This window comes from Streptomyces sp. NPDC059224 (assembly GCF_042754285.1).
In the GTDB taxonomy this organism is placed as follows: Bacteria; Actinomycetota; Actinomycetes; order Streptomycetales; family Streptomycetaceae; genus Streptomyces.
In genome coordinates this window covers 30,227-54,899 of sequence record NZ_JBHZAN010000026.1, presented here as the reverse complement: position 1 = coordinate 54,899, position 24,673 = coordinate 30,227, and the positions used below count along the sequence as shown (strand labels likewise).

Sequence of the window (24,673 nt, the reverse complement as noted above, 5' to 3'; positions counted from 1 at the left end):
ATGACCTCCTCGCCACGCTGAATGACCCCACTGCACCCATGAGGCGTAAATCACCCATTCCGGGGCGCCGGTAACACGGAGTTCACCTGCGTGTCGTTGCAGACCGTGGCATGGCGGCGCATGTTCGAGGGCATAAGGCAAGCAGGTCGATGCCCGAACCACGGGCATCGGTTCTCAGCGGGCGACTCGGGGTCGTCCGCCCGGGAGGCCCTTTGCACCAGCCCGACCGTGCGGTCACGGCACGGAAGAAGCAGCGGGGGGCCGGTTTTCGGCCCGTGCAGGGCGGCCGTCAACCGGTCCAGCTCCTCTTCGTCGCTCCCCGACCTCATCCGAGGGGGTACGTCCTTCCGTGGTGACCAGCACAACGCGCCGCAAGTCCGACCGGCGCACCTATGTTCTCGACACCAGCGTCCTGCTGGCCGACCCGAACGCCATGACCCGCTTCGACGAGCACGAGGTCGTGCTTCCGATCGTGGTGGTCACGGAACTGGAGGCCAAACGGCACCATCCCGAACTCGGCTACTTCGCCCGGCAGGCCCTGCGTCTGCTCGACGACTACCGGGTCCGGCACGGCCGCCTGGACGCGCCCATCCCGATCGGGGACCTGGGCGGCACGATCCGTGTCGAGCTCAATCACTCGGACCCCAGTGTCCTGCCCAGCGGCTACCGCCTGGGGGACAACGACTCCCGCATCCTGGCGGTGGCCCGCAACCTGCAGGCCGAGGGATACGACGTCACCGTCGTCTCGAAGGACCTCCCGCTCAGGATCAAGGCGTCGTCGGTCGGCCTGCTGGCCGAGGAGTACCGCGCCGAGCTCGCCATCACGGGCGCCTCCGGCTGGAACGGAATGTCCGAACTGACGCTCTCCGGCGAACAGGTGGACATCCTCTTCGAGGAAGGGCACGTGTACGTCCCGGAGGCCTCCGACCTCCCCGTGCACACGGGCCTGACCATCCAGTCCGAGCGCGGCAAGGCGCTCGGCCGGGTGACGGCCGAGGGCGGCGTCCGTGTGGTGCGCGGCGATCGGGAGGCATTCGGCATCAAGGGCCGCAGCGCCGAGCAGCGCATCGCGCTCGATCTGCTGCTCGACCCGGACGTCGGGATCGTGTCGATGGGCGGCCGGGCCGGCACCGGCAAGTCGGCGCTGGCGCTGTGCGCGGGCCTGGAGGCGGTCCTGGAGCGCCGCCAGCACAAGAAGGTGATGGTCTTCCGGCCGCTGTACGCGGTCGGCGGGCAGGAGCTGGGCTATCTGCCCGGTTCCGAGTCCGAGAAGATGAGCCCCTGGGCGCAGGCGGTCTTCGACACCCTTTCGGCGGTCACCAGCCGCGAGGTCATCGAGGAGGTCACCGCTCGCGGGATGCTGGAGGTGCTGCCGCTCACCCACATCCGCGGCCGCTCCCTGCACGACGCGTTCGTGATCGTGGACGAGGCCCAGTCGCTGGAACGGAACGTCCTGCTGACCGTTCTGTCCCGGATCGGCGCCAACTCAAGGGTGGTTCTGACCCACGACGTGGCCCAGCGGGACAATCTCCGGGTCGGCCGGTACGACGGTGTGGTCGCCGTGGTGGAGAAGCTGAAGGGGCACCCGCTCTTCGCGCATGTCACCCTCACCCGGTCCGAGAGGTCGCAGATTGCCGCACTTGTGACCGAAATGCTCGAGGACGGACACATCTGATCCATCTGATCCCCGTGTCCAACTTGGGTTGACTACCCGTCCGTTGGTGCCGTCCGGCAAAGGCGTTGAGCCTAGCCGGGCGGCGCCTTCGTGTGTGCGGCTTTCCTGAAATCCGCTGGGGGAAACGGGATGTGAGCTTTCACACGCAACTCGGAATTGCCACCCGGCGTCGGGTTACGGCAGAGTCTCACTCCTGTCAGGCCCCGCATACGACACACCTGTACCCCCAGCGGTACGGCAACACGGAAGCATCACAGCTAATTCCATAGCGACGTCGTATGCCGCCCGAGCACTGCACGGCGCTCCCCAGCGGGGAGCCGCCCGTCGGGCCCGTGCCTCCCGTGACCCCGCAGTTGGGAGGCCAGCGTCAGGGGAACGATTGCGTCCGCCAGGGTCACCGAAGCGGGCGATGCTGGAAGGAAACCGTGTGAGCCGGATTTCGGTCCGGGGATTCGCAGTGGCCTCGGCCACCGCGGTCACCGCCGTCGGAAGCGTTGTCGGTGTTGCCTCGGGCAGCGTCGCACAGCCCAACGACGCTGAGGCGACGGCAGCCGACACCACGCTCCTCGCGGACATCCCCGCGGGTCAGCAGGCAACGGTGCAGACCGCGTCCCTGACGCAGCAGGCCGACGCCGTGGCCATCCAGGCCGACGCGACCGCCAAGAAGGATGCCGAGCAGGCAGCCCGGGTGGCCGCCGCCAAGGCCGCGACCGCCAAGAAGGCCGAGGCCGAGCAGGCGGCGAAGGAGGCCAAGGAGCGCGCCGAGGCGAAGGAAGCGGCCAGCCGTTCCTCCGTCACCTTCGCGGTCCAGAGCTCGTACTCCGTGGCGCAGATCCAGGCGATGGCGCAGCAGATGGTGGCCAGCGGCCAGTACCAGTGCTTCAGCAACATCGTGAGCCACGAGTCCGGCTGGAACTACCGGGCGGTCAACGCCTCCTCGGGTGCCTATGGACTCTTCCAGGCCCTGCCCGGCTCCAAGATGTCCTCCGTGGGCGCCGACTGGCAGACCAACCCGGCCACCCAGATCAAGTGGGGCCTCAACTACATGAACTCCCGGTACGGCAGCCCCTGTGAGGCCTGGTCGTTCTGGCAGGCGAACAGCTGGTACTAGAGGCCGCTCGGCTTCTCTCAACCTCCGACAGCCCCTCCCCGTCCTAGGGGGAGGGGCTGTCGCCCTGTACGGTCGGACCGAACGACTCCAGGGGTAGTGGTGAGGAGCACCCGGAGACACGGGGAAAGAGAGCGGATCATGTCGCGAGTGCCCGAGTGGCTCGGCAGGCTGGGCGCCGGACTGAGCGAGATGGGCGAGCGGTTGGACGAGCGGCGGGCCGAGGTGGAGCGCGAGCACGCCGAAGCCGAGCCGCCCGCGGTGCCCGCACAGTCGGCCCCCGCGCCGGCGGCTCCCGCCTCCGCCCCCGTGCCCGCCCGGAAGCCCGCACCGCGTCCCGACCCGGTGACGGCCATCCCCTGGGGCGTGCGGGTCGCCGCCGAGGCCGGCTGGCGGCTGCTGGTGCTGGCCGGCACGGTCTGGATCCTGATGCGGGTCATCAGCGCCGTCCAACTCGTGGTGTTCGCCTTCGTCATCGCGCTGCTGATCACCGCCCTGCTCCAGCCCACGGTCGCCCGGCTGTGCCGCTACGGAATGCCCCGCGGGCCCGCCACCGCGCTCACCGCCATCTCCGGCTTCGTGGTGATCGGCCTGATGGGCTGGTTCGTGACCTGGCAGGTCATGGAGAACATCGACACGCTCTCCGACCAGGTCCAGAACGGCATCGACGACCTGCGCAACTGGCTGCTGAAGAGCCCCTTCCACGTCACCGACAAGCAGATCAACCAGATCGCCAAGAACCTCCGCGAGGCGATCGGCGCCAACACCGACCAGATCACCTCGTTCGGCCTGGAAGGCGTCCAGGTCGTCGTGGAGGCCCTGACCGGCATCCTGCTGGTCTTCTTCTCCACACTCTTCCTGCTCTACGACGGCGCGCGCATCTGGCAGTGGTTCCTCAAACTCGTGCCCGCCGCCGCCCGTGACGGCGTGGCCGGCGCCGGCCCGCGGGCCTGGCGCACGCTCACCGCCTACGTCCGCGGCACGGTCCTGGTCGCCCTCATCGACGCCATATTCATCGGCCTGGGCATCTACTTCCTGGACGTCCCGATGGCCGTCCCGCTCGCCGTCTTCATCTTCCTGTTCTCGTTCATCCCGCTGGTCGGCGCGGTCGCCTCGGGCGCCCTGGCGGTGGTGGTCGCGCTCGTCACCCAGGGCGTCTTCACCGCGGTCATGACCCTCGCCGTCGTCCTGGCGGTGCAGCAGATCGAGGGCCACATCCTGCAGCCCTTCATCCTCGGCCGCGCGGTCCGCGTGCACCCGCTCGCCGTGGTCCTCACGGTCGCGGCCGGCGGGCTGGTCGCCGGCATCGGCGGCGCGGTGGTGGCCGTACCGCTGGTGGCGGTGACGAACACGGTGGTCAGCTATCTGCACCAGTACTCGAACGAGCGGTACGGGAGCGGGGAGCCGCCCGAACCCGCGCCCGAGGCGATCGAGGACGAGGCCGTCGGGGCCGCCGTGGGATCGGGGAACGCGGAAGACCCCGCCCATTGAGATGAGCGGGGTCCACGGGACGACGGCGGCTACTCGATCTCGCTGAGCACGCTCTCCGCGTCCAGCGTCACGCCCACCGCCTGCACCACCGAGGCGATCTTGAACGCCTCCTGGATCACCTCACGGCCGACACCGGCCTTGCGCAGTACCTGCTCGTGCGAGTCCAGGCACATCCCGCAGCCGTTGATCGCGGACACCGCGAACGACCACAGCTCGAAGTCGACCTTGTCGACACCGGGGTTGCCGATGACGTTCATCCGCAGACCCGCGCGCAGGGTGCCGTACTCGTGGTCGGAGAGCAGATGGCGGGTGCGGTAGAAGACGTTGTTCATCGCCATCACCGCGGCCGCGGACCTCGCGGCCCGGTACGCCTCAGGCGTGAGGTTCGCCTTCGCCTCGGGCGCCAGCTCGCGCAGCACGATCGGGGAACGGGAGGCGATGGCGGTCGCCAGGACCGTGCCCCACAGCTGCTGGGCCGGCAGTTCGGAGTTGCCGATGACCGAACCCAGATTGAGCTTCAGGTCCTTGGCGTAGTCCGGGACCGCGGACTTGAGGGAGTCGAGCGACAACTCACTCACCGGCCAGCAGCGCGACCGGGTCCAGGGTGTCCTCGCCCTTGGTCCAGTTGCACGGGCAGAGCTCGTCCGTCTGGAGGGCGTCGAGGACCCGCAGGACCTCCTTGGGGTTACGGCCCACCGAGCCCGCGGTCACCATGGAGAACTGGATCTCGTCGTTCTGGTCGACGATGAAGACCGCGCGCTTGGCGAAGCCGTCCTCGCCCTCGATGCCCAGGTCGCGCATCAGCTCGTGCTTCGAGTCGGCCATCATCGGGAACGGCAGCTCGCGCAGGTCGTCGTGGTCCTTGCGCCAGGCGTGGTGGACGAACTCGGAGTCACCGGAGAAGCCGAGGATCTGTGCGTCACGGTCGGCGAACTCCTCGTTCAGCTTGCCGAACGCGGCGATCTCGGTCGGGCACACGAAGGTGAAGTCCTTGGGCCACGCGAAGACCACCTTCCAACCCTGGTGGGTCTTGTGGGTGATCGTCTCGAACTCCTTGCCCTTCTCCAGCGAGACGCAGGCGGTCAGTTCGAACTCGGGGAACTTGTCACCGACAGTGAGCACACGCTCTCCTTGCAGCGCGGATGCACCCCGGATCGCGGGGTCGCCTCCGATGGGTTGGACGCCGCTGATCGTGGCACAAGGTGCATTGATTCCTGAAATAGCTACACTCGGTCGGGTTGATCGGAGGTGGCTATCAGTGGCTGTGGGTAATCCCCTTGGGAGCGGTGTCGGTGCCGGGAGCAAGCGCCGGCAACCCAGTCTCGCCCAGCTGCGTGCCTTCGCCGCCGTCGCCGAACACCTCCACTTCCGGGACGCGGCCGCCGCGATAGGCATGAGTCAGCCCGCGCTGTCCGGAGCCGTCTCGGCACTGGAGGAGGCGCTCGGTGTCACGCTCCTGGAGCGCACCACCCGCAAGGTGCTGCTCTCGCCGGCCGGCGAGCGGCTGGCCGTACGCGCCAGGGCCGTGCTGGAGGAGATGCGGTCGCTGCTGGCGGAGGCCGAGGCGGTGCGGGCGCCGTTCACCGGCGCGCTGCGGCTCGGTGTCATCCCGACCGTCGCGCCGTACCTGCTGCCCACCGTGCTGCGGCTGGTCCACGACCGTTACCCGGACCTCGATCTCCAGGTCCACGAGGAGCAGACCGCCAGCCTGCTGGACGGACTGACCGCCGGACGCCTCGACCTGCTGCTGCTCGCCGTCCCCCTGGGTATCCCGGGTGTCCGCGAACTTCCGCTGTACGACGAGGACTTCCTCCTCGTCACCCCGCTGGACCAGCCGCTCGGCGGGCGGACCGGCATTGCGCGCGAGGCCCTCAAGGAGCTGAACCTGCTGCTCCTGGACGAAGGGCACTGCCTGCGCGACCAGGCCCTGGACATCTGCCGGGAGGCCGGGCGGGAATTCAAGGGGGCGGGGCGAGGCCCCTCGGGCGACGGGGGCGGTGGGCCACGGGAGGGCGCTCCGGTCACCACCACGGCCGCCGGCCTGGCCACCCTCGTCCAGCTGGTGGCCGGCGGGCTCGGCTGCACCCTGCTGCCGCACACCGCCGTCAGGGTCGAGACCAGCCGCAGCGACCGGCTGCTCACCAGTGCCTTCGCGGAGCCCGCCCCCAGCCGCCGGATCGCCCTCGCGATGCGCGCCGGGGCAGCGCGCGGCGCCGAGTACCGGGAGCTGGCGGACGCGTTGCGCGAGGCGCTGCGACCGCTGCCCGTCCGGGTACTCGGCGCCGACGGGTGACCCCTACTCCGTACGGAGCCCGTCCGGGCGCATCAGGCGCAGCAGCGGCGGCAGGCTCAGCAGCGTCACCGCGAGGACGACCGCCGCGCCGAAGCCGGTCATCGCCGCCACGCCCGGCCAGTCCACCCGCACGGAGGAGCCGACCATCTTCAGCAGCACCGAGCCCAGCGTCAGCCCGACCACACCGGCCAGCAGCAGACCGAGCCCGACCGGGATCGCCGTCTGCCACAGCACCGACAGGCTCAGCGTGCGCCGTCGGGTGCCGAAGGCGACCAGCGCCGACAGCAGCTTCTTGCGCTCGCGCAGCTGCTCCAGCTGACCGACCAGCAGACTCGCGCCGATCAGGGCCAGGACGGCGGCGGCACCGACGAGCAGCCCGGTGTGGATGGACTCGAACTGACTGCTGCGCTCGAACGAGGTCAGCGTCTGCGCCTGCATGAGCGGGTCGATCCGCGTCGCCGTGTTGATCACGTACTCGTTGGCGTCGCGCACCCCGGAGTCGACGGACAGGTAGACCACGCCCCGCACCGCGGTGCTGGCACCGTGCGGCAGCGCGCCCGGGGTGAGCAGGAAACCGCTGCGCTTGTAGCCGGTGGGGTCCTCGCGGCTGTGCGCCTGCTTCAGCCCCGCCGGTACCGCCCAGCGGCTCACGGGGCCGTTGTCCTGTCCGTCGTAGGCGGGGTTGAGGTAGAGCGTCCGGTCGTGCTTCACGCCGGCCCCCAGCAGTTTCGCCGTCTCGGAGTCGGCCTCGGAGCCCTTCAGCACGAAGGCGTCGCCGTCGTGGCAGGACGGCAGGGTGGCGATCTCACGCAGCGAGGCGCAGCCGCCGACGCTCACCGAGGCGGTCTGCTGCGGCTCCTTCTTCTTGTCGCCCACCTCGCCGTCGGCGATCGAGACCACCTTCCGCACGCCCTTCGTGCCGGCCATCGCCTTGGCCACCTCGGGCACCGGGACGCCGTTCGGTACCTGGACCTCCATCTGCGCGCGGCTGAGGTCGTTGCCGGTCTGCTTGGTGTAGTCCGCCTCGACGCCGGAGAAGAGCATCTGCAGGGCGATCGCGCCGGCCACCGCCACCGCGATGCCGTTGACCAGACGGGCCGCCGTACCGCTGCTCAACTGAAGGCGGCGCACGGCCAGTTGCCAGGCCACCGCACCGCGGCCGAGCCGCGCGACGACCGCCTCCACGACCCACGGAAGCAGCGCCGTGACGCCGACCAGGAGCAGCAGGACACCGCCGGTGACCAGGTACTCGTTGAAGTCGCCGCCACCGCTGCCCTGCCCGACCATCGGGTACAGCGCCGCCAGACCGGCCACCGGGAGCAGCAGCCGCCACCACAGCCGGCGCCGCCTGGGCTTCGCCGTCCGCACCACGCCGAGCGGTTCGATGACCACCCCGCGCAGGGTGAACATGGTCACCAGCACGGCCGCCGCCGGGACCGTGACCGCCACCAGTGCGGCCAGCACGGGCGAGGGGTTGAGGTAGCTCGGGAACACGCTGATGCCGAACACCTCGGCGTTGCCCGCGAACTGGCGGCCGGCCAGGAAGAAGCCGACGCCGAAGACCAGGCCGAGCAGCGCGCCCGCCATCGCCTCGCCGGCCGCGATCCGCCGGACCATCCGGCCGTCGGAGCCGACCAGCCGCAGCGCGGCCAGCCGCCGGTCGCGGCGCTCGCCGCCGAAGCGGACGGCGGCCGCGACGAACACGGCGACCGGCATCAGCAGCACCACGAACACCACGAGGATCAGCAGGCTGAGGACCGGGTCGGTCTCCGCGTCCGGCGGCCTGGGGCTGCCGAAGTGGTCGATCCGGGCCACGTTCGGCGGGTCGATGTGGCCGGCGAGGGTGTCGGAGCCCGCGTAGTAGGCGAGTTCCTGCGAGCCGGTCAGCCCGTTCTCGGCGATGGTCGCGGTGATCCGGTACGGCAGCCGGGCGCGCAGCAGCGCGCCGTCGGGGGAGTCGAGGAGCCGCTTGAGCGCGGGGGAGACGGCCATGTCGCCGGCGGCCGGGTACGCGGTGAGCCCGGGCGGCACCGGGGCCTTCGCGCCCTCGCGCTGGATCATCCGGCCGCGGATGTCCCTGCCGTGGTACGGGGTCTCGACGTCCGCGACGACGAACGTCTTGTCGCTCGCCTTCACGGGGACGTAGACGTACGTGTAGTCGGCCCGTGCCACATCCCGCTGGTGGCGCACGGCCAGCGCGTTCGGGAGGGCGGTGGTGAGCAGCAGCAGTGCCACTCCCAGACCCACGCCGACGGCGGTCAGCGTGGCCCGGAACCAGCCCTCGCGTCCGCCTCCGAAGGCGAACCGGACCCCCAGGCCGAGGTCCCTGGACCACTGCCTGACGTTCATACCGTCCGCTCCATGTCCCGGGACTTGCCATCGCGTACGACGATCTCGCGATCGGAGTAGGCGGCCACCCGGGCCTCGTGCGTGACGAGGACGACGGCCGCGGTGGTGGAGCGGGCCGCGTCCGTCAGCAGCTCCATCACGCGCTCGCCGTTGAGGGAGTCCAGCGCGCCGGTCGGCTCGTCGGCGAACAGCACCCGGGGCTCGGTCACCAGGGCCCGGGCCACCGCGACCCGCTGCCCCTGGCCGCCGGAGACCTCGCCGGGCCGCTTGCGGCCCAGGTCGTCGACCTCCAGTTTCTCCATCCAGCCGAGCGCGGCCTTCTCGGCCTCCTTGCGGGAGGTGCCGTTCAGCCGCAGCGGCAGCGCCACGTTCTCCACACAGGTCAGTTCGGGGACCAGCTGGCCGAACTGGAAGACGAACCCGAAGTCGCTGCGGCGCAGGGCGCTGCGCTCGGTGTCGTTCATGGTGGCCATCTCGCGCCCGGCGTAGCGGATGGAGCCGGAGTCGGGCGTCACGATCCCGGCGAGGCAGTGCAGCAGGGTCGACTTGCCGGAGCCGGACGGACCCATCACGGCGACGACCTCGCCCGGGTGTATCGAGAACCCGGCCCCGTCGAGCGCGAGCGTGGGGCCGTAGGCCTTGCGCAGCCCCTCGGCCGCGAGCAGTGAACCAGCGGGAGCGGTCACTTGGTCACCTCCGTGCGGAGCTTGTCGAGACGGGCGGCGGTCAGTTCGAGCCACCGCAGGTCCGCCTCCAGGTGGAACAGGGCGTGGTCGCAGACGAGCTGGTCCGCGAGGTCGCCCCGGCGCTTGCGGTCGGTGAGGACGCGCATGCTGCGCAGATGCTCGGAGCGCTGGCCGTCGAGGACGTCGCCGGCGTCGCGGTGCGTCAGCAGGGCGAGCACGACCTTGGTGTACAGGGTCGACTGGAGGTACTCCTCCGGCTTCTCCGGAGTCGCCAGCCACTTCTCGACGTCGGTGACGCCGGCGTCGGTGATGGCGTACCGCTTCCGCTCGGGGCCGCCGCCGGCCTCGATGCCGTCGACTTCCACGAGCCCGTTCTTCAGCAGGCGGGACATCGTCGAGTAGACCTGGCCGTAGTGCAGCGGCCGGTCGTGACCGAACTTCTCGTCGAAGGCCCGCTTCAGGTCGTAACCGTGACGCGGGCCGGACTCCAGGAGTCCCAGGAGGGTGTGACCGATGGACATGGCAGCACTCTACATACGGTGTATACGCACGATGTATACGCACGGTGTGTAGATCATGGCGGGGCGTGCGAACGTGCAGCTCGGAGCTGTTTGTCACGGTTGTGCGACAGGTCGCCGTGCTCGCGTTGGAGCAGGGGACGCGGGGGCAACGGCAAGGCCGGGCGGGAGCCGGTCCGAGTCGGGTGGCGCGGAGGGGCCGTTCAGGCGGACGGGGGGCCGGGGGTGGAACCGCCAGGAGGGCGGCCTCTGCGGGGGAGGGGGGCCGTCCCGCCGGGAAGCCGGCCGGCTTCCGCGAGGGCGCGCCGCAGCAGGAACTCGATCTGCGCGTTGGCCGACCGCAACTCGTCGCCGGCCCACCGCGCCAGCGCGTCGTACACGGACGGGTCCAGCCGCAGCAGCACCTGCTTGCGCTGCTGCGGCCGACGCCGTGGTGCCCCTTCGGGCGAGTCCGTCACTGGTACAGCGTCCCGGTGTTGAGCACCGGCTGCGGTGCCCGGTCCCCGCACAGCACCACCATCAGGTTGGACACCATCGCCGCCTTGCGCTCCTCGTCCAGTTCCACGATGTCCTGCTCGGCGATCCGCGCGAGCGCCGCCTCGACCATGCCCACCGCCCCGTCGACGATCTGCCGCCGTGCGGCCACCACCGCTCCGGCCTGCTGCCGCTGGAGCATCGCCGAGGCGATCTCGGGAGCGTACGCGAGATGCGTGAACCGTGACTCCACGACCCGCACGCCGGCCGCCTCCACCCGCGCCTGGAGTTCGACGGCCAGCTTCTCGGTGATCTCCTCGGCGTTGCCGCGCAGCGAGAGCCCGTCCTCGTCGTGGGCGTCGTACGGGTACTCGATGGCGATGTGCCGGACCGCGGTCTCGGTCTGCGTCGCGACGAACTCCGTGTAGTCGTCGACCTCGAAGACGGCCTGGGCGGTGTCCTGGACCTTCCAGACGACGACCGCGGCGAGTTCGATCGGGTTGCCGTAGGCGTCGTTGACCTTGAGGACGGCGGTCTCGTGGTTGCGGACCCGGGTGGAGATCCTCGTCCGCGAGGTGAAGGGGTTGACCCAGCGCAGCCCGTCCTGCCGGATCGTGCCCCGGTACCGCCCGAAGAGCTGCACGACCCGCGCCTCGCCCGGCGCCACCGTGTTCAGGCCGCGCATCGCGATGACGGAGGCGACGAGGACGGCGGCCCCTGCGAGCGCGAAGCCCGGGTTCACGGAGGCGGCCACGAACAACGCGACGGCGGCGAGCAGCCCCAGCAGGCCCAGCAGCAGGGCGAGTCCGCCGCCGATGCTGTGCGCGGCGAACTCCCGTACGCGCGGGGCCGGCATCTCGGGTACGTCGGCGGTCGCCGCGGAGTCGTGAACGGACATGGTTCCCCCTTGACGAGCTGTCTGTCGCTCTGCTGACTTTCTTCTATCCAAGTGATAGCACTTTATGCGTCCAGGCAACCCTCTGCGTCTCCCGATCGTCGGTTCCGTTGGTACGGGGTGCTGATTGTCACGTCCGTAAAGGGCGGATCGTCTGCTCTTTGTCATAGAGGGCGGTGTTAGTTTTCGGAGCTGACCTGAGCCACGTACTTGTGTGATGCCCGTACACACGTGTGACAGCCGAGACGAAGCGGAGCAGACGGACTCATGGGACGAGCGGAAGAGAGAAAAGCGCGACAGCGCGGCGGTCGCCGTGCCGCGCCCAGGCCCCGCTCGTCGCCGCAGCCCGCGCACGACTCGCCCGAGGCCCCGGGCGGCACCGCGACGGCGGTCCAGCCGGCGCGGGCCGAGGGGGGCACCCGCGCGGAGCGCCGCAAGGCCGCGGCGAAGGGCAAGCCGGCCAAGGGCGGCAAGGCGGCCAAGGGCCGGATACGCCGGCTGTTCACCTGGAAGAAGATGCTCGGAGCGTTCTTCGGCGTCTGTCTCCTCGGGATCGGCGCGTTCATCCTGCTGTACGTGATGGTGTCCGTCCCCGAGGGCAACGCGCTCGCGCAGACCCAGAGCAACGTCTACAAGTACAGCGACGGCTCGGTCCTGGCCCGCAAGGGCACCGTCAACCGGGAGATCGTGGACCTGTCCAAGGTCCCGAAGGACGTCCAGCACACCTTCGTCGCGGCCGAGAACAAGACCTTCTACAGCGACTCGGGCATCGACCTCAAGGGCATGGCCCGCGGCCTCTACAACACCGCGCGGGGCCGCGGCACCCAGGGCGGATCGACGATCACCCAGCAGTACGTCAAGAACTACTACCTCGACCAGGACCAGACCGTCACGCGCAAGCTGAAGGAACTGGTCATCTCGCTGAAGGTGGACCGGGAGACGTCCAAGGACGACATCCTCGCGGGCTACATCAACACCAGCTACTACGGCCGCGGCGCCTACGGCATCCAGGCCGCCGCCCAGGCCTACTACCGCGTCGACGCCGAGGACCTCTCGGTGGAGCAGGGCGCCTACCTGGCCGCGCTGCTCCAGGCGCCCAGCCAGTACGACTGGGCGGTGGCGGGCCCCATCGGCAAGAAGCTGGTGCAGCAGCGCTGGAACTACGTCCTCGACAACATGGTCGGCCAGGGCTGGCTGGACAAGTCCAAGCGCGACACCATGAAGTTCCCCATTCCGAAGGAGCCGAAGGCCGCCGCCGGCCTTGAGGGCCAGAAGGGCTACCTCGTCGAACTGGCCAACACCCAGCTGGAGAACCAGCTGATGAAGGACCAGGGCCTCACCCGCTCCGAGGCGGAGGCCCAGGTCGTGGACCAGGGCTGGACGATCACCCTCAACATCGACCCGAAGAAGCAGACCAAGCTGGAGGCGGCGATCAAGGGCCAGCTCACCAGCAAGCTCGACGGCAAGAAGCGCACGGTGGACAAGAACGTCCAGGCGGGCGCCGTCTCCGTCGACCCCAAGACCGGCAAGATCCTCGCCCTGTACGGCGGCGTCGACTACTACAAGCACTACACCAACAACGCCACCCGCGCCGACTACCAGCCGGCGTCGACCTTCAAGCCGATCATCCTCGCCGCCGCGCTGGACCAGGACGCCAAGACGCAGGACGGCAAGGAGATCAACGCCAACACGATCTACGACGGCACCAGCGGCCGCGCGGTCAAGGGCAGCGACATCGCCTTCTCGCCGCCCAACGAGGACGACGCCGACTACGGCGACATCACCGTGCAGACGGCGATGAACAAGTCCGTCAACTCGGTGTTCGCACAGATGGGTGTGGACGTCGGCATGAAGAACGTGATGAAGGTCGCCGACGACCTCGGCCTGGACACCACGGACCTGCCGGCGGTGCCCGCGCAGACGCTCGGCAGCATGGGCGCGAGCCCGCTGGAGATGGCCGGGGTGTACGCCACCCTCGACAACCACGGCAAGAAGGTCACCCCGACCATCCTCGCGTCGGCGGAGAAGACCGGCCGCAAGATCGACCCGCCGGACCCGATCGGCGAGCAGGTGATCAACAAGAGCGCGGCCGACCAGGTGACCTCGGTCCTGACCGGTGTGGTCGACGACGGTACGGCGAAGGTGTCGGTGGCCCAGAACCCGCTGCGCAGGGGCCAGCAGGTGGCCGGCAAGACGGGTACGTCCGACAACAACAAGTCGGCCTGGTTCACGGGGTACACGCCCGACCTGGTGACCTCGGTGGGTCTGTTCGGTGAGGACTACAAGAAGCACAGCCAGGTGTCCCTCACCGGCGCCACCGGTCTGATCCCCGGCACCGGCCGGATCAACGGTGGCGGCTACCCGGCGCAGATCTGGGCGACGTACACGTTCGGCGTCACGAAGAAGGCCAAGTTCGAACTCGACACCGACCTGGGCGCGGCCGTCCGGCCGTCGCAGACCCCGTCGAAGTCCGCGCCGCCGTCCCAGACCCCGTCGCAGACCCCGAGCCAGACTCCGACGAAGTCCGCGCCGCCGTCCCAGACCCCGTCGCAGACCCCGAGCCAGACTCCGACGAAGTCCGCGCCGCCGTCCCAGACCCCGTCCCAGACCCCGAGCCAGACCCCGACGGGCGGCATCACGGACAACCCGCTGGACCCGGCGGACGACTTCCAGTAGCCGTCCGAGCACGAGCGATACGGACCCGCCGCCCCGGGGGGGGCGGCGGGTCCGTATCGACGCGCGGCTGCTTCCGCGCGGGCGCGGCCCCCCAGGGGCGCGGGGAACTGCGCGACCAGCCACAGCCGGTCCGCAGCTTCCCGACGACCCGGAGCCCTGCGGGGCTAGCGGTTCAGCTCGAACCAGACGACCTTCCCGGTGCTCAGCCGGGTCGCCCCCCAGCGCCGGGCCAGCCGGTTCACCAGGTACAGCCCCCGGCCGCCCTCGTCCGTCGCCCGCGCCTGCCGCAGCCGCGGCAACTGCGGCACGTCGTCGCCGACTTCGCAGCGCAGCACATCGGTCCGCAGCAACCGCAGCGTCACCGGCCGCGACGCGTACCGCACCGCATTGGTCACGACCTCGCTGACCAGCAGCTCCACGGAGTCGGTCAGCTCCTCCAGCCCCCAGCGCGACAGCGCCCGCCGGGCCAGCCGCCGGGCCCGCCCCGGCGCCGCGTCCTCCGGCTCCAGGAACCAGTACGCCACGTCACTCGGCGCGATGCCGTCGAACCGGGCCGCGAGCAGCGCGATGTCGTCGTCGCGGTCACCGGGCCCGAGCATGTCGAGCACCTCGTCGCACAGCGCTTCGAGCGGCGGCGGATGATCCGGCCCGGTCAGCTGCGCGGTCGCGGCGAGCTTCTCCCGCAGCTGCTCTATCCCGGTCCACACGTCCCGCAGCCGGGACTCCACGAGACCGTCGGTGTACAGCAGCAGCGTCGCCCCGGCAGGCGCGTCCAGCTCCACCGCCTCGAAGTCGACCCCGCCGACCCCGATCGGCGCCCCCGGAGGCACCCGCAGCACCTCGGCGTGCCCGCCCAGGTGCAGCAGGACCGGCGGCGGATGCCCGGCGTTGGCGATGGTGATGCGGTGCGACACCGGGTCGTACACCGCGTACAGACAGGTCGCCATCCGGTCGGTGCCCAGCCGCTGCGCCTGCTCGTCCAGGTGGTGCAGGACCTCCTGCGGCGGCAGGTCCAGCCCGGCCAGCGTCTGCGCGGTGGTCCGCAGCTGCCCCATGATGGCCGCCGACGTCATCGAGTGCCCCATGACGTCGCCCACGACCAGCGCCACCCGGCTGCCCGGCAGCGGGATCGCGTCGTACCAGTCACCGCCGACCCGCGCGGTCTCCGCGGCCGGCAGATAGCGCGAGGCCAGCCGCACGCCCGTGGCGCTCGGCAGGTGCTCCGGCAGCATGGTCCGCTGCAGTTCGTCGGCGATGTAGGCCTCCCGGCCGTACAGCACCGCCTTGTCGATGCCGAGCGCGGTGTGCGTGGCCAGCTGGGCGGCGACCAGCAGATCGTCCGTCTCGAAGGCGAGCCGCTCCGGCCGGCGCAGGAACAGCGCCGCGCCGATCACCCGGCGCCGGCCGCGCAGCGGGGCGAGGATCGCGTGCTGTCCGCCGGGTACGAGGGCCTCGGCGCCCTCACCGAGGAGTTCGGGCAGCGCGGTGCGCGCGGCGGGGGAGTCGGCGAAAACCGGCCGTACGCCCCGCAGTACTTCGTTGAGGGCACCGCCCGGCCGTACCTCGCACAGCTCCGCCGTGAGCGCGGACAGACCGATGTCGGCCGGTTCCGGTTCCGGCGCGGGCAGCGGCGGGAAGCCGTCGGTGTCCCGTTCCTCCGGGATCCGGTCGGTACGGCGCAGCCGCAGCACCACCGGGCCGACCGGCCGTTCGTCGCCGACCGGCAGCGGGTCGCGCAGATAGACCAGGATCGCGTCCGAGAACGTCGGCACGGTCGCCCGGCACAGCCCCATCACGATCTCGTCCAGGTCGATGCCCCGGGCGATCCGGCGGGTCGCGGCGCCCACGAAGCGCAGCCGGTCGCCGTCCCGGCGCATCGGCATCGGCCGTCCGGGTGGCAGCCCGCGTCCGGTACGGCGCTCCTGGGCGCTCGTGCCGGCCACCCGCTCCTGCTCGGCGCCGGGCTGCGGCGGAATGCCCTCCGGGGTGGGGCGCGGCCGGTGTGGGTCGGGCTCAGCGCTGGTGGGCTGGGCGTGCTCGGGGCCGTTGACGGAGTGCTCCTTGGACGTGCTGGTACCGGGGCCGGAGGGCGTCTCGCCCGCGCGGGCCTGTGCCGGTAAGGCGGTGGCGCCGAGCGGGAGGGGCGCCGCCTGCGGCTGCGGTGGCGGTTGCGGGGTACGCAGGAGCGCCCCGCGGGCCTCCGCGGGGTCGGCGCCCGGCTGTGGGCGCTCGTAGGAGGTGGGGTGCTCCGTCACGCGTGTCGAATCCGTCCGTCCGGGGCTGCGCGCCGGGCGCGCAGGTGGTCCCGCCGAGACTCCGATACCCGGATTACGTGTCCCAGGAACGGATTTACGGCGTGGCTGGAGGCTGTTCCTGTACCGCCGACGGACGGTCTGCGGGCCGCGCCCCGCTCGCCGGTGCTGCCCTCGTACCCCTCACTCACGTCCTGCCGCCCCTCGGTGACGTTCGGTCAAGCCCGGCTGAACGCTCCGGGAGTTGTGCTCAACGCGCCCTTGCGGAGGACGATCCTACGGTTGTGCACCGGGGGCGCATCAAGGGTCTCATGTGGACACGTGCGCGGGCGTACGGTCCCAGTCCTCAGGCAGCGACGGTACCGCCCACGACGGATCCGGGCGCCAGTGCTGCCAGCCGTCCGAGAACGGCGGCTCCCAGGCCCGTACGGCGGTCACCGCGGCCAGGCCCGCCGCCCGCACCCGTTCGGCCGTCTCCGCGCGCATCAGGCCGTCCCGCTGCGCCTGGGCGAACTCGTCCTCGTCGAGCCAGCGCCAACTCCGGTCCGGATGCACGGAGATGTCCAGGAAGTGATCCTCCGAGTCGACCCCGCCGTCCCAACGGGCCAGTGGCTGCTCAAGGTTGACGTACCAGTTCTTGAACTGCCAGCCCGGTTCCCAGAACAGCCACACCGACCAGGGCTGACCGGGCCGGGCGAGCTTGAGCACCCCGGTGCCGAACCAGTGCCCGCGACGCACGGTGCGCGGCTTGGTGTACCGGGACTCCAGCGGCTCCTCGCCGACCGACGTGCCGTCGGCGAACACGGGCCGGACGCACTCGGTGCCGGGCGCCAGCCAGACCGCCAGCAGCTCCTCGTCGTCGCGGACGACGGTGACGGGGCGCGCGATGTGGAAACCGTGCCCGGCGTTCTCCCGGTACCGCCACAGGATCTGGCTCCCCGGAGCCCAGAACCCGGCTCCGCCACCGGTCGTACCGCCCGTTTCCCCGCGCGTCACGCGTCTCACCGCTCCACCGTCTGCCATGCACAGATATTAGGTGCCATAGGCATACGACGCCGCGGCGGACGGCACGGTTCTGGCCGGGCGGCGCGAAACGTTCGCACGTGGTTACGGCCGTGTCATCCGCAGGACATCCAGTGCCTCGTCCAGCTGCCCGACGGTCAGATCGCCCTTGTCGACGTATCCGCCCTCGATGACGACCTGGCGGATGGTCTTACGTTCCGCCAGCGCCTTCTTGGCCACCTTGGCGGCCTCCTCGTAGCCGATGTACTTGTTGAGCGGGGTGACCACGGACGGGGACGACTCGGCGTACTCGCGGGCCCGCTCCCGGTGCGCGGTGATGCCGTCCACGGTCCGGTCGGCGAGCAGCCGCGAGACGTTGGCCAGCAGCCGGATCGACTCCAGCACGTTCTTGCCGATGACCGGGAGCATCACGTTCAGCTCGAAGTTCCCGGCCGCGCCGGCCACGGCGATGGTCTGGTCGTTCCCGATGACCTGGGCGGACACCATCAGGACGGCCTCCGGGACGACCGGGTTGACCTTCCCCGGCATGATCGAGGACCCCGGCTGCAGATCCGGCAGCGCGATCTCGGCGAGTCCGGTCCGCGGGCCCGAGGCCATCCAGCGCAGATCGTTGGCGATCTTCGTCAGGCCGACCGCGACGGTCCGCAGCTGCCCGCTGGTCTCCACGATCCCGTCCCGCGCGCCCTGTGCCTCGAAGTGGTCGCGGGCCTCGGTGAACGGCAGCCCGGTGACCCGCGCGACCTCCTCGATCACCGCGGCGGAGAATCCGGGCGGGGTGTTGATCCCGGTGCCCACCGCCGTACCGCCGAGCGGCAGTTCGGCCAGCCGGGGCAGCGAGGCCCGCAGCCGCTCCACGCCGTACCGCACCTGCGCCGCGTAGCCGCCGAACTCCTGTCCGAGGGTCACCGGCGTGGCGTCCATCAGATGGGTCCGCCCGGACTTCACCACGTCGGCGAACTCGCCGGACTTGCGCTCCAGCGACGCCGCGAGATGCTCCAGGGCAGGGATCAGGTCCCTGGTCACGGCGGCGGTGGCCGCGATGTGGATGGACGACGGGAACACGTCGTTCGACGACTGCGAGGCGTTGACGTGGTCGTTCGGATGGACCTCGCGCCCGAGCCGCTCGGTGGCCAGCGTCGCGAGGACCTCGTTGGTGTTCATGTTCGACGAGGTCCCCGACCCGGTCTGGAACACGTCCACCGGGAACTGGTCGTCCCACTTCCCCTCGGCGACCTCCGCGGCCGCCTCCTGGATCGCCCGGGCCATGTCCTTGTCGACCACCCCCAGCTCGGCGTTCACCTTCGCCGCCGCGCCCTTGATCCGAGCCAGCGCCTCGATGTGCGCGCGCTCGATCCGCTGGCCGGAGACCGGGAAGTTCTCGACGGCCCGCTGCGTCTGGGCCCGCCACTTGGCGTGGGCCGGGACCCGTACCTCGCCCATGGAGTCGTGTTCGATGCGGTAGTCGCTCATGCCGGTATCAGCGATCGGGGTGCCGCGGTTGTTCCGGCCTGCTGCATTGGCACCACCGACGTCACCGGGTCGGGGGACTGCGTCCGCTGCCGCCAGGCGGGACATCACGGATAAGTGTGACTATCTGCCCAAGGTGACAGGCGATTCCCCGCCATCACCACGGCTGGCAGGAGGACCAACCGATGAACTTCACTCCCAAGGGTCTGCTCGGCGCCATCGCGGCGGTGTCCATAGGCGCGGCGACCCTGCTGGGCACGGGAGCCGGCCCCGCGGCCGCGTCCGGCGGCACCCACCGTGCCCACTGCGACCGCGCCGAACGGCCGGTCTGGAGTGGCGACCCCAGCCGCAACATCACCGCCCGCGGCTGCAGTGTGCCGTCCGGGGGCGGCAAGCGCTGGTACCGCGTCGAGGTCGACACCCTCGTGGAGCGCCGCCACAAGACGGACTACGCGGACAGTCCGGTCACGGGAACCACGACGAAGCACGACAAGACCGTCAGGTGCATGGGCTACACCAAGGCCGGCGCCACGGTGAACTGGTTCGGCTGCATGCCCTACTGACCGCCGGGTGGCACCATCCGGCCCGTCCGGCGTTCGAGGACGAGGCCTCCGGGCCGAAGCGGGGTCCGGGGGCCTCGCCCCGGCGGGGCGAAGGGGCCCGGCCCCCGCGACGGGGCGGGCAGGGGCGGCGGGGGCGGATTCCGTCCCTGCCGCCCCGAAAGGCGCTACGCCAGGCCGGGACCGCGCACCGGGATCGTCGTGAACGTCGGGGCCGGCGCCGGGTCCTGGAAGAAGTCGTTGCCCTTGTCGTCCACGACGACGAACGCCGGGAAGTCCTCGACCTCGATCTTCCAGACGGCCTCCATGCCGAGCTCCTCGTACTCGACGACCTCGACCTTCTTGATGCAGTCCTGGGCGAGCCGCGCGGCGGGGCCGCCGATGGAGCCGAGGTAGAAACCGCCGTGGCTGTCGCACGCGTCGGTGACCTGCTTGCTGCGGTTGCCCTTGGCGAGCATCACCTTGGAGCCGCCGGCGGCCTGGAACTGCTCCACGTAGGAGTCCATGCGGCCGGCCGTCGTGGGACCGAAGGAACCGGAGGCGTACCCCTCGGGCGTCTTGGCCGGACCGGCGTAGTACACCGGGTGGTCCTTCAGGTACTGCGGCATCTCCTCGCCCGCGTCCAGCCGCTCCTTGATCTTGGCGTGCGCGATGTCACGGGCGACGACCAGCGGGCCGGTGAGCGAGAGCCGGGTCTTGACCGGGTACTTGGTCAGCTCGGCGAGGATCGTGTCCATCGGCTGGTTCAGGTCGATCCTCACCACGTCGGAGGACTCGTCCAGGTGCTCGTCGGTCGTCTCCGGGAGGAAGCGGGCCGGGTCCGTCTCCAGCTGCTCCAGGAAGACGCCCTCGGCGGTGATCTTCGCGACGGCCTGGCGGTCCGCGGAGCACGAGACCGCGATCGCGACCGGGCAGGACGCGCCGTGCCGGGGCAGCCGGACCACGCGCACGTCGTGGCAGAAGTACTTGCCGCCGAACTGCGCACCGATCCCGATCTTCTGGGTCAGCTCGAAGACCTTCTGCTCCAGGTCCTTGTCCCGGAAGCCGTGGCCGAGCGCCGATCCCTCCGCCGGGATCTCGTCCAGGTAGTGCGCGGAGGCGTACTTCGCGGTCTTCAGCGCGTACTCGGCGCTCGTGCCGCCGACGACGATCGCCAGGTGGTACGGCGGGCAGGCGGCCGTACCGAGCGAGCGGATCTTCTCCTCCAGGAACTTCATCATGGAGGCCTCGTTCAGGACGGCCTTGGTCTCCTGGTAGAGGAACGACTTGTTGGCCGAGCCGCCGCCCTTGGCCATGAAGAGGAACTTGTAGGCGCCGCCGTCGGCCGCGTACAGCTCGATCTGCGCGGGCAGGTTGGAGCCGGTGTTCTTCTCCTCCCACATGGTGAGCGGAGCCATCTGCGAGTAGCGCAGGTTGAGGTTCAGGTAGGCGTCGTAGATGCCGCGGCTCAGCGCCGCCTCGTCGCCGCCCTCGGTCAGCACGTTCTGTCCGCGCTTGCCCATGACGATCGCGGTGCCGGTGTCCTGGCACATGGGCAGCACGCCGGCCGCCGCGATGTTCGCGTTCTTCAGCAGGTCGAGCGCGACGAACTTGTCGTTGGCCGAGGCCTCCGGGTCGTCGATGATCCGCCGGAGCTGGGCGAGGTGGGCGGGCCGCAGATAGTGCTGGATGTCGTGGATCGCCTCTTCGGCCAGCTTGCGCAGTGCCTCCGGCTCCACCTTGAGGAACGTCCGCCCGTCCGGCCCCTCGACGGTGGACACGCCCTCCGAGGTCACCAGCCGGTACGGGGTGGTGTCCTCGCCCTGGGGGAGCAGATCGGTATACGCGAACTCAGGCATCTCAGCCCATTCCTCACTCTGACGGACGGCCGCCCGCCGACGCTGGCGGGCGCTCTCCAGCGTAGGACCTGGCTCTGACCCGGAGCTTGTGAGGTAGGGCTCAGTTCGGCACGCCCGAGGTTGTCCACACCCCTAGTCGCGATCTATCGCGTTTCGGTACTCTGCTGTCGTGGACCTTCAGAAGCAGACCCCGCAGGAGCGCGCCGGTACGCCGCTCGCCGAGCTGCGCGCCTCGGACGCCGACCGTGACCGCATCGCCGACATCCTGCGGGAGGCCCTCGCCGAGGGCCGCCTGACCGCCGACGAGCACGCCGAGCGTGTGGAAGGCGTGCTGAGCGCCAAGACGGTGGGCGAGCTGGAGGTCTTCATACGGGACCTGCCGGCGGCCCATGCCGGCCCGGCCGCCCCCGCCTACACCCCGGTTCCGCCCCGGCCGACGCCCGGCGCGATCCCGGTCGAGCCGGACGGCAACGTGGTGGCCGTCTTCAGCAGCGCCCGCCGCCGGGGCCGCTGGCGGGCGGGCCGCCGACTGCACGCGTACGCGGTCTTCGGCTCCGTCGAGCTGGACCTCACCGAGGCGATCTTCGAGTACCAGCAGGTCGTCATCAGGGCCTTCTCGGTCTTCGGGGACGTCCAGATCCGCGTCCCGGAGAACGTGTCGCTGCGCGGCACGGGCGGCGGCGTGCTGGGCAACTTCGAGGCGGACACGCGGGATTCCGTCGACTCCGACGCGCCGGTCGTCTACGTCGAGGGCTGGGCCGTGCTCGGCAACGTGGAGGCGCGGCCGAAGCGCGGCAAGCTCATCGAGGACATCCTGGACCGGGTTCAGGACAAGGTCGACAGGAAGTTGCGCAAACACCTGGATCGTTGACGGACGCGAACAACCGCCCGGCGAGGGGCGCCCGGGGTCGTGAACAGGCCGCCGTGCCACGGCTGTTGGGGACGCTGTGCATAGGCCCGCGTACAGCGGGTAGGCCTTGCTGCATCGTCTCTCGCTCGCGAAGCCGTCGTCAGGAGTAGACCGTGCTGCAACCGCCGCATTCGTCCCTGCAGGTAGCTGCCGTGCCGGCCCAGCGGGTGCCAGTGCGGGACAGGGACCAAGACGCACCCTGGCACACCGAGGCGGTGTGCCGGCGCGACGAGGCTGGCCTGTTCTTCGCACCCTCCAAGGAGCCAACCGCCGCCCGGCTGTCCCGGGAGGAGGCGGCCAAACGGGTCTGCGCCCGCTGTCCCGTCATGGTCGAGTGCCGCGAACACGCGCTGCTCCAGCCCGAGCCGTACGGCGTCTGGGGCGGCCTCACCGCGGCGGAACGCCGCGTGGTGCTGGCCAGGCGCAGGCGCCGTGACATGGAACTGAAGAAGGCGGCACGAGCGACGGCGACGAACCGCATAGCGCAGGCCGGCTGACAAGAAGGCGCCCTCTCCGCACAGAGGGCGCCTTCTGGACGCGGTCGGCTCAACGTCCTGTCAGGGCGCGGGGCTGTGCCGGCATGCGGCTCCGCCGCGTGGGCGCGACAAGCCACGACGCACCCGTGGTCGCCGGCGCCCCACGGCCCCTTCGCGTAAGGCGTTACTTCGCCCGGTCGAAATCCACCGTGCTGTACGCCCGCAGCTTGCGCAGCCGGTGCTCGGAGTCGATCTTCCGTACCGTCCCCGACCTCGACCGCATCACGATCGACTCGGTCAGCGCGGTCTCCGACCGGTACCGCACCCCGCGCAGCAGCTCACCGTCGGTGATCCCGGTGGCGACGAAGAACACGTTCTCCCCGGTCACCAGGTCCTCGGTCGTCAGCACCCGGTCCAGGTCGTGACCGGCGTCGACGGCCCGCCGGCGCTCCTCGTCGTCCTTGGGCCACAGCTTGCCCTGGATGGTCCCGCCCAGGCACTTCACCGCGCACGCCGAGATGATGCCCTCGGGCGTCCCGCCGATCCCGAGCAGCATGTCGACACCGGTGCCCTCGCGCAGCGCGTAGACCGAGCCGGCGACATCACCGTCGGAGATCAGCTTGATGCGAGCGCCGGCCTCACGGATCTCCTGGATGATGCCTTCGTGCCGTGGCCGGTCGAGGATGACGACGGTCACGTCCTCCGGCGTGGCGCGCTTCGCCTTGGCGACCCGCCGGATGTTGACCGATACCGGCGCGTTGATGTCGACGAAGTCCGCCGCCTCCGGGCCCGTGACCAGCTTGTCCATGTAGAAGACGGCGGACGGGTCGAACATGGCACCGCGCTCGGCCGCGGCCAGCACGGCGATCGCGTTGGGCATGCCCTTCGCGGTCAGCGTGGTCCCGTCGATCGGGTCGACGGCGATGTCGACCTCGGGTCCGGTCCCGTCACCGATGCGCTCTCCGTTGAAGAGCATCGGGGCCTCGTCCTTCTCGCCCTCCCCGATGACGACCACGCCGTTCATCGACACGGTGGAGACGAGGGTCCGCATGGCGCGTACCGCGGCGCCGTCGGCGCCGTTCTTGTCGCCGCGGCCCACCCAGCGGCCGGCCGCCAGCGCGGCGGCCTCGGTCACACGGACGAGTTCCAGGGCGAGGTTGCGGTCGGGGGCCTCGGAGGGGACATCGAGTTCGGACGGCAAGTGATGATGCTCGGTCATCGGAGCGCACCTTTCTGATACGACGACGGCCGGATGAGGGTTCCCGTCGACTCTATCGCCAGGCTGACAAAATGAGCAGGGGACCCCACGGATGAGCGCAGCGGGCACCTGCGAGGATAGGGGACGTGGCAGGCACGAACGGCAAGCAGAAGACGGTCCGGGACATGATTCTCTCCCTGGCCCTGATCGGTCTCGCGGCGGGCTTCATCTACCTGCTCGTCCCGCATGACGATCACGCTCCCGACATCCGGCGGGTCGACTACCGGGTCGAGCTGCTGACGGCCCGGCGCGCGGCGAGCTACCCGGTGGCCGCGCCGGAGGGCCTGCCCGGCGACTGGAAGGCGACCTCGGTCCGCTTCCAGGGCGAGGACGGCGACCGCTGGCACCTCGGCTACCAGACCCCCGACGGTCAGTACGTCCAGATCGAGCAGTCGACTCAGAAGCCCGCGGACTTCATCGCCGACGCCAGCCAGGGCGCGACGGCCACGAGGACGACCGAGAGGATCGGCGACCGTACGTGGACGCACTACACCGGCGGCCGCTACGACGCGCTGGTGCTGGCGGACACCCCGGGCTCCACGACGGTGGTGGCGGGCACGGCCTCCTTCACCCAGCTGACGAAGATGGCCGGGGCGCTGAAGATGTCCTGACCCGCCCCCGGTACTGACGTGGAAGTGGGGCGCGGCCGCCCGTGGCGGGGGGCAGGGCAAAGCGGCGGGGGGGTGGGGTCACTCGAGAGGACTGGCGTATATAAAAAAAAACA

The 24,673-nt window shown here is 70.5% G+C and carries 21 protein-coding genes; 9 read left to right on the top strand and 12 right to left on the bottom strand.

The genetic code is table 11. The annotated features are described in order from the left end of the window. Positions 1-349 precede the first annotated feature (349 nt). From ACFXI4_RS28050 to ACFXI4_RS28040, 3 genes are all read left to right on the top strand, one after another. Complete coding sequence (locus tag ACFXI4_RS28050; RefSeq protein WP_384996016.1) at positions 350-1,675, top strand: PhoH family protein; 1,326 nt, start codon at positions 350-352, stop codon at positions 1,673-1,675. A gap of 427 nt (positions 1,676-2,102) precedes the next feature. Continuing rightward, complete coding sequence (locus ACFXI4_RS28045; protein ID WP_362721732.1) at positions 2,103-2,786, top strand: transglycosylase SLT domain-containing protein; 684 nt, start codon at positions 2,103-2,105, stop codon at positions 2,784-2,786. Positions 2,787-2,924: 138 nt separating this feature from the next. After that, a complete protein-coding gene (locus ACFXI4_RS28040) occupies positions 2,925-4,274 on the top strand; it encodes an AI-2E family transporter (protein ID WP_384996012.1) in 1,350 nt (449 codons plus the stop codon). Between the two features lie 29 nt (positions 4,275-4,303). On the opposite strand, the gene ACFXI4_RS28035 is transcribed toward ACFXI4_RS28040, so the two are convergent. Beyond that, on the bottom strand, positions 4,304-4,843 hold the full coding sequence (locus tag ACFXI4_RS28035; protein WP_384996272.1) for an alkyl hydroperoxide reductase: 540 nt from the start codon (positions 4,841-4,843) through the stop codon (positions 4,304-4,306). A gap of 1 nt (position 4,844) precedes the next feature. Continuing rightward, the gene (locus tag ACFXI4_RS28030) at positions 4,845-5,396 is read right to left on the bottom strand and encodes a peroxiredoxin (protein ID WP_384996010.1); all 552 of its coding nucleotides are present in this window, start codon (positions 5,394-5,396) and stop codon (positions 4,845-4,847) included. Between the two features lie 142 nt (positions 5,397-5,538). Here ACFXI4_RS28030 and ACFXI4_RS28025 point away from each other — a divergent pair, with 142 nt between their 5' ends. Further along, complete coding sequence (locus ACFXI4_RS28025) at positions 5,539-6,567, top strand: LysR substrate-binding domain-containing protein (protein WP_384996007.1); 1,029 nt, start codon at positions 5,539-5,541, stop codon at positions 6,565-6,567. 3 nt (positions 6,568-6,570) lie between these two features. Here ACFXI4_RS28025 and ACFXI4_RS28020 read toward each other — a convergent pair whose 3' ends face one another. From ACFXI4_RS28020 to ACFXI4_RS28000, 5 genes are all read right to left on the bottom strand, one after another. Next, a complete protein-coding gene (locus ACFXI4_RS28020; protein WP_384996004.1) occupies positions 6,571-8,916 on the bottom strand; it encodes an ABC transporter permease in 2,346 nt (781 codons plus the stop codon). After that, complete coding sequence (locus ACFXI4_RS28015) at positions 8,913-9,602, bottom strand: ABC transporter ATP-binding protein (RefSeq protein WP_384996002.1); 690 nt, start codon at positions 9,600-9,602, stop codon at positions 8,913-8,915. The genes ACFXI4_RS28020 and ACFXI4_RS28015 overlap by 4 nt, the downstream gene beginning before the upstream one ends. Beyond that, on the bottom strand, positions 9,599-10,123 hold the full coding sequence (locus tag ACFXI4_RS28010; protein WP_384996000.1) for a PadR family transcriptional regulator: 525 nt from the start codon (positions 10,121-10,123) through the stop codon (positions 9,599-9,601). The genes ACFXI4_RS28015 and ACFXI4_RS28010 overlap by 4 nt, the downstream gene beginning before the upstream one ends. A 200-nt stretch (positions 10,124-10,323) precedes the next feature. After that, positions 10,324-10,578 (bottom strand): hypothetical protein, encoded by a 255-nt coding sequence (locus ACFXI4_RS28005; protein WP_384995998.1) that lies wholly within the window; start codon positions 10,576-10,578, stop codon positions 10,324-10,326. Further along, positions 10,575-11,492 carry an SPFH domain-containing protein gene (locus tag ACFXI4_RS28000; RefSeq protein WP_384995997.1) on the bottom strand — a complete coding sequence of 306 codons (918 nt, stop codon included), beginning with the start codon at positions 11,490-11,492 and terminating at the stop codon, positions 10,575-10,577. The genes ACFXI4_RS28005 and ACFXI4_RS28000 overlap by 4 nt, the downstream gene beginning before the upstream one ends. Positions 11,493-11,756: 264 nt before the next feature. Here ACFXI4_RS28000 and ACFXI4_RS27995 point away from each other — a divergent pair, with 264 nt between their 5' ends. After that, positions 11,757-14,165, top strand: a complete 2,409-nt coding sequence (locus tag ACFXI4_RS27995; protein ID WP_384995996.1) for a transglycosylase domain-containing protein — start codon at positions 11,757-11,759, stop codon at positions 14,163-14,165. Positions 14,166-14,329: 164 nt separating this feature from the next. On the opposite strand, the gene ACFXI4_RS27990 is transcribed toward ACFXI4_RS27995, so the two are convergent. The 3 genes from ACFXI4_RS27990 to ACFXI4_RS27980 form a co-directional block, all read right to left on the bottom strand. Then, complete coding sequence (locus ACFXI4_RS27990; RefSeq protein WP_384995994.1) at positions 14,330-16,420, bottom strand: SpoIIE family protein phosphatase; 2,091 nt, start codon at positions 16,418-16,420, stop codon at positions 14,330-14,332. A 306-nt stretch (positions 16,421-16,726) separates the two neighbouring features. Further along, entirely contained in the window at positions 16,727-17,440 is a 714-nt protein-coding gene (locus tag ACFXI4_RS27985; protein ID WP_384995993.1) for a DUF402 domain-containing protein, read from the bottom strand. 84 nt (positions 17,441-17,524) lie between these two features. Continuing rightward, a complete protein-coding gene (locus tag ACFXI4_RS27980; RefSeq protein ID WP_384995991.1) occupies positions 17,525-18,910 on the bottom strand; it encodes a class II fumarate hydratase in 1,386 nt (461 codons plus the stop codon). 182 nt (positions 18,911-19,092) lie between these two features. On the opposite strand from ACFXI4_RS27980, the gene ACFXI4_RS27975 reads away from it, so the two are divergent. Then, positions 19,093-19,470, top strand: coding sequence for a hypothetical protein (locus tag ACFXI4_RS27975; RefSeq protein WP_362729402.1), 378 nt, complete (start codon positions 19,093-19,095; stop codon positions 19,468-19,470). Between the two features lie 164 nt (positions 19,471-19,634). On the opposite strand, the gene ACFXI4_RS27970 is transcribed toward ACFXI4_RS27975, so the two are convergent. Further along, positions 19,635-21,305 carry a fumarate hydratase gene (locus tag ACFXI4_RS27970; protein ID WP_384995989.1) on the bottom strand — a complete coding sequence of 557 codons (1,671 nt, stop codon included), beginning with the start codon at positions 21,303-21,305 and terminating at the stop codon, positions 19,635-19,637. A gap of 169 nt (positions 21,306-21,474) precedes the next feature. Between ACFXI4_RS27970 and ACFXI4_RS27965 the strand changes: the two genes are divergently transcribed. Both ACFXI4_RS27965 and ACFXI4_RS27960 read left to right on the top strand, forming a co-directional pair. Further along, the gene (locus tag ACFXI4_RS27965) at positions 21,475-22,176 is read left to right on the top strand and encodes a DUF1707 domain-containing protein (RefSeq protein ID WP_384995987.1); all 702 of its coding nucleotides are present in this window, start codon (positions 21,475-21,477) and stop codon (positions 22,174-22,176) included. Between the two features lie 152 nt (positions 22,177-22,328). Continuing rightward, entirely contained in the window at positions 22,329-22,712 is a 384-nt protein-coding gene (locus tag ACFXI4_RS27960; protein ID WP_362730266.1) for a WhiB family transcriptional regulator, read from the top strand. A gap of 163 nt (positions 22,713-22,875) precedes the next feature. On the opposite strand, the gene glpX is transcribed toward ACFXI4_RS27960, so the two are convergent. Beyond that, positions 22,876-23,910 (bottom strand): class II fructose-bisphosphatase, encoded by a 1,035-nt coding sequence (glpX, locus tag ACFXI4_RS27955; protein ID WP_362730269.1) that lies wholly within the window; start codon positions 23,908-23,910, stop codon positions 22,876-22,878. 125 nt (positions 23,911-24,035) lie between these two features. Here glpX and ACFXI4_RS27950 point away from each other — a divergent pair, with 125 nt between their 5' ends. Then, the gene (locus tag ACFXI4_RS27950) at positions 24,036-24,560 is read left to right on the top strand and encodes a DUF4245 domain-containing protein (RefSeq protein WP_384995985.1); all 525 of its coding nucleotides are present in this window, start codon (positions 24,036-24,038) and stop codon (positions 24,558-24,560) included. The last annotated feature ends 113 nt before the right edge of the window (positions 24,561-24,673 follow it).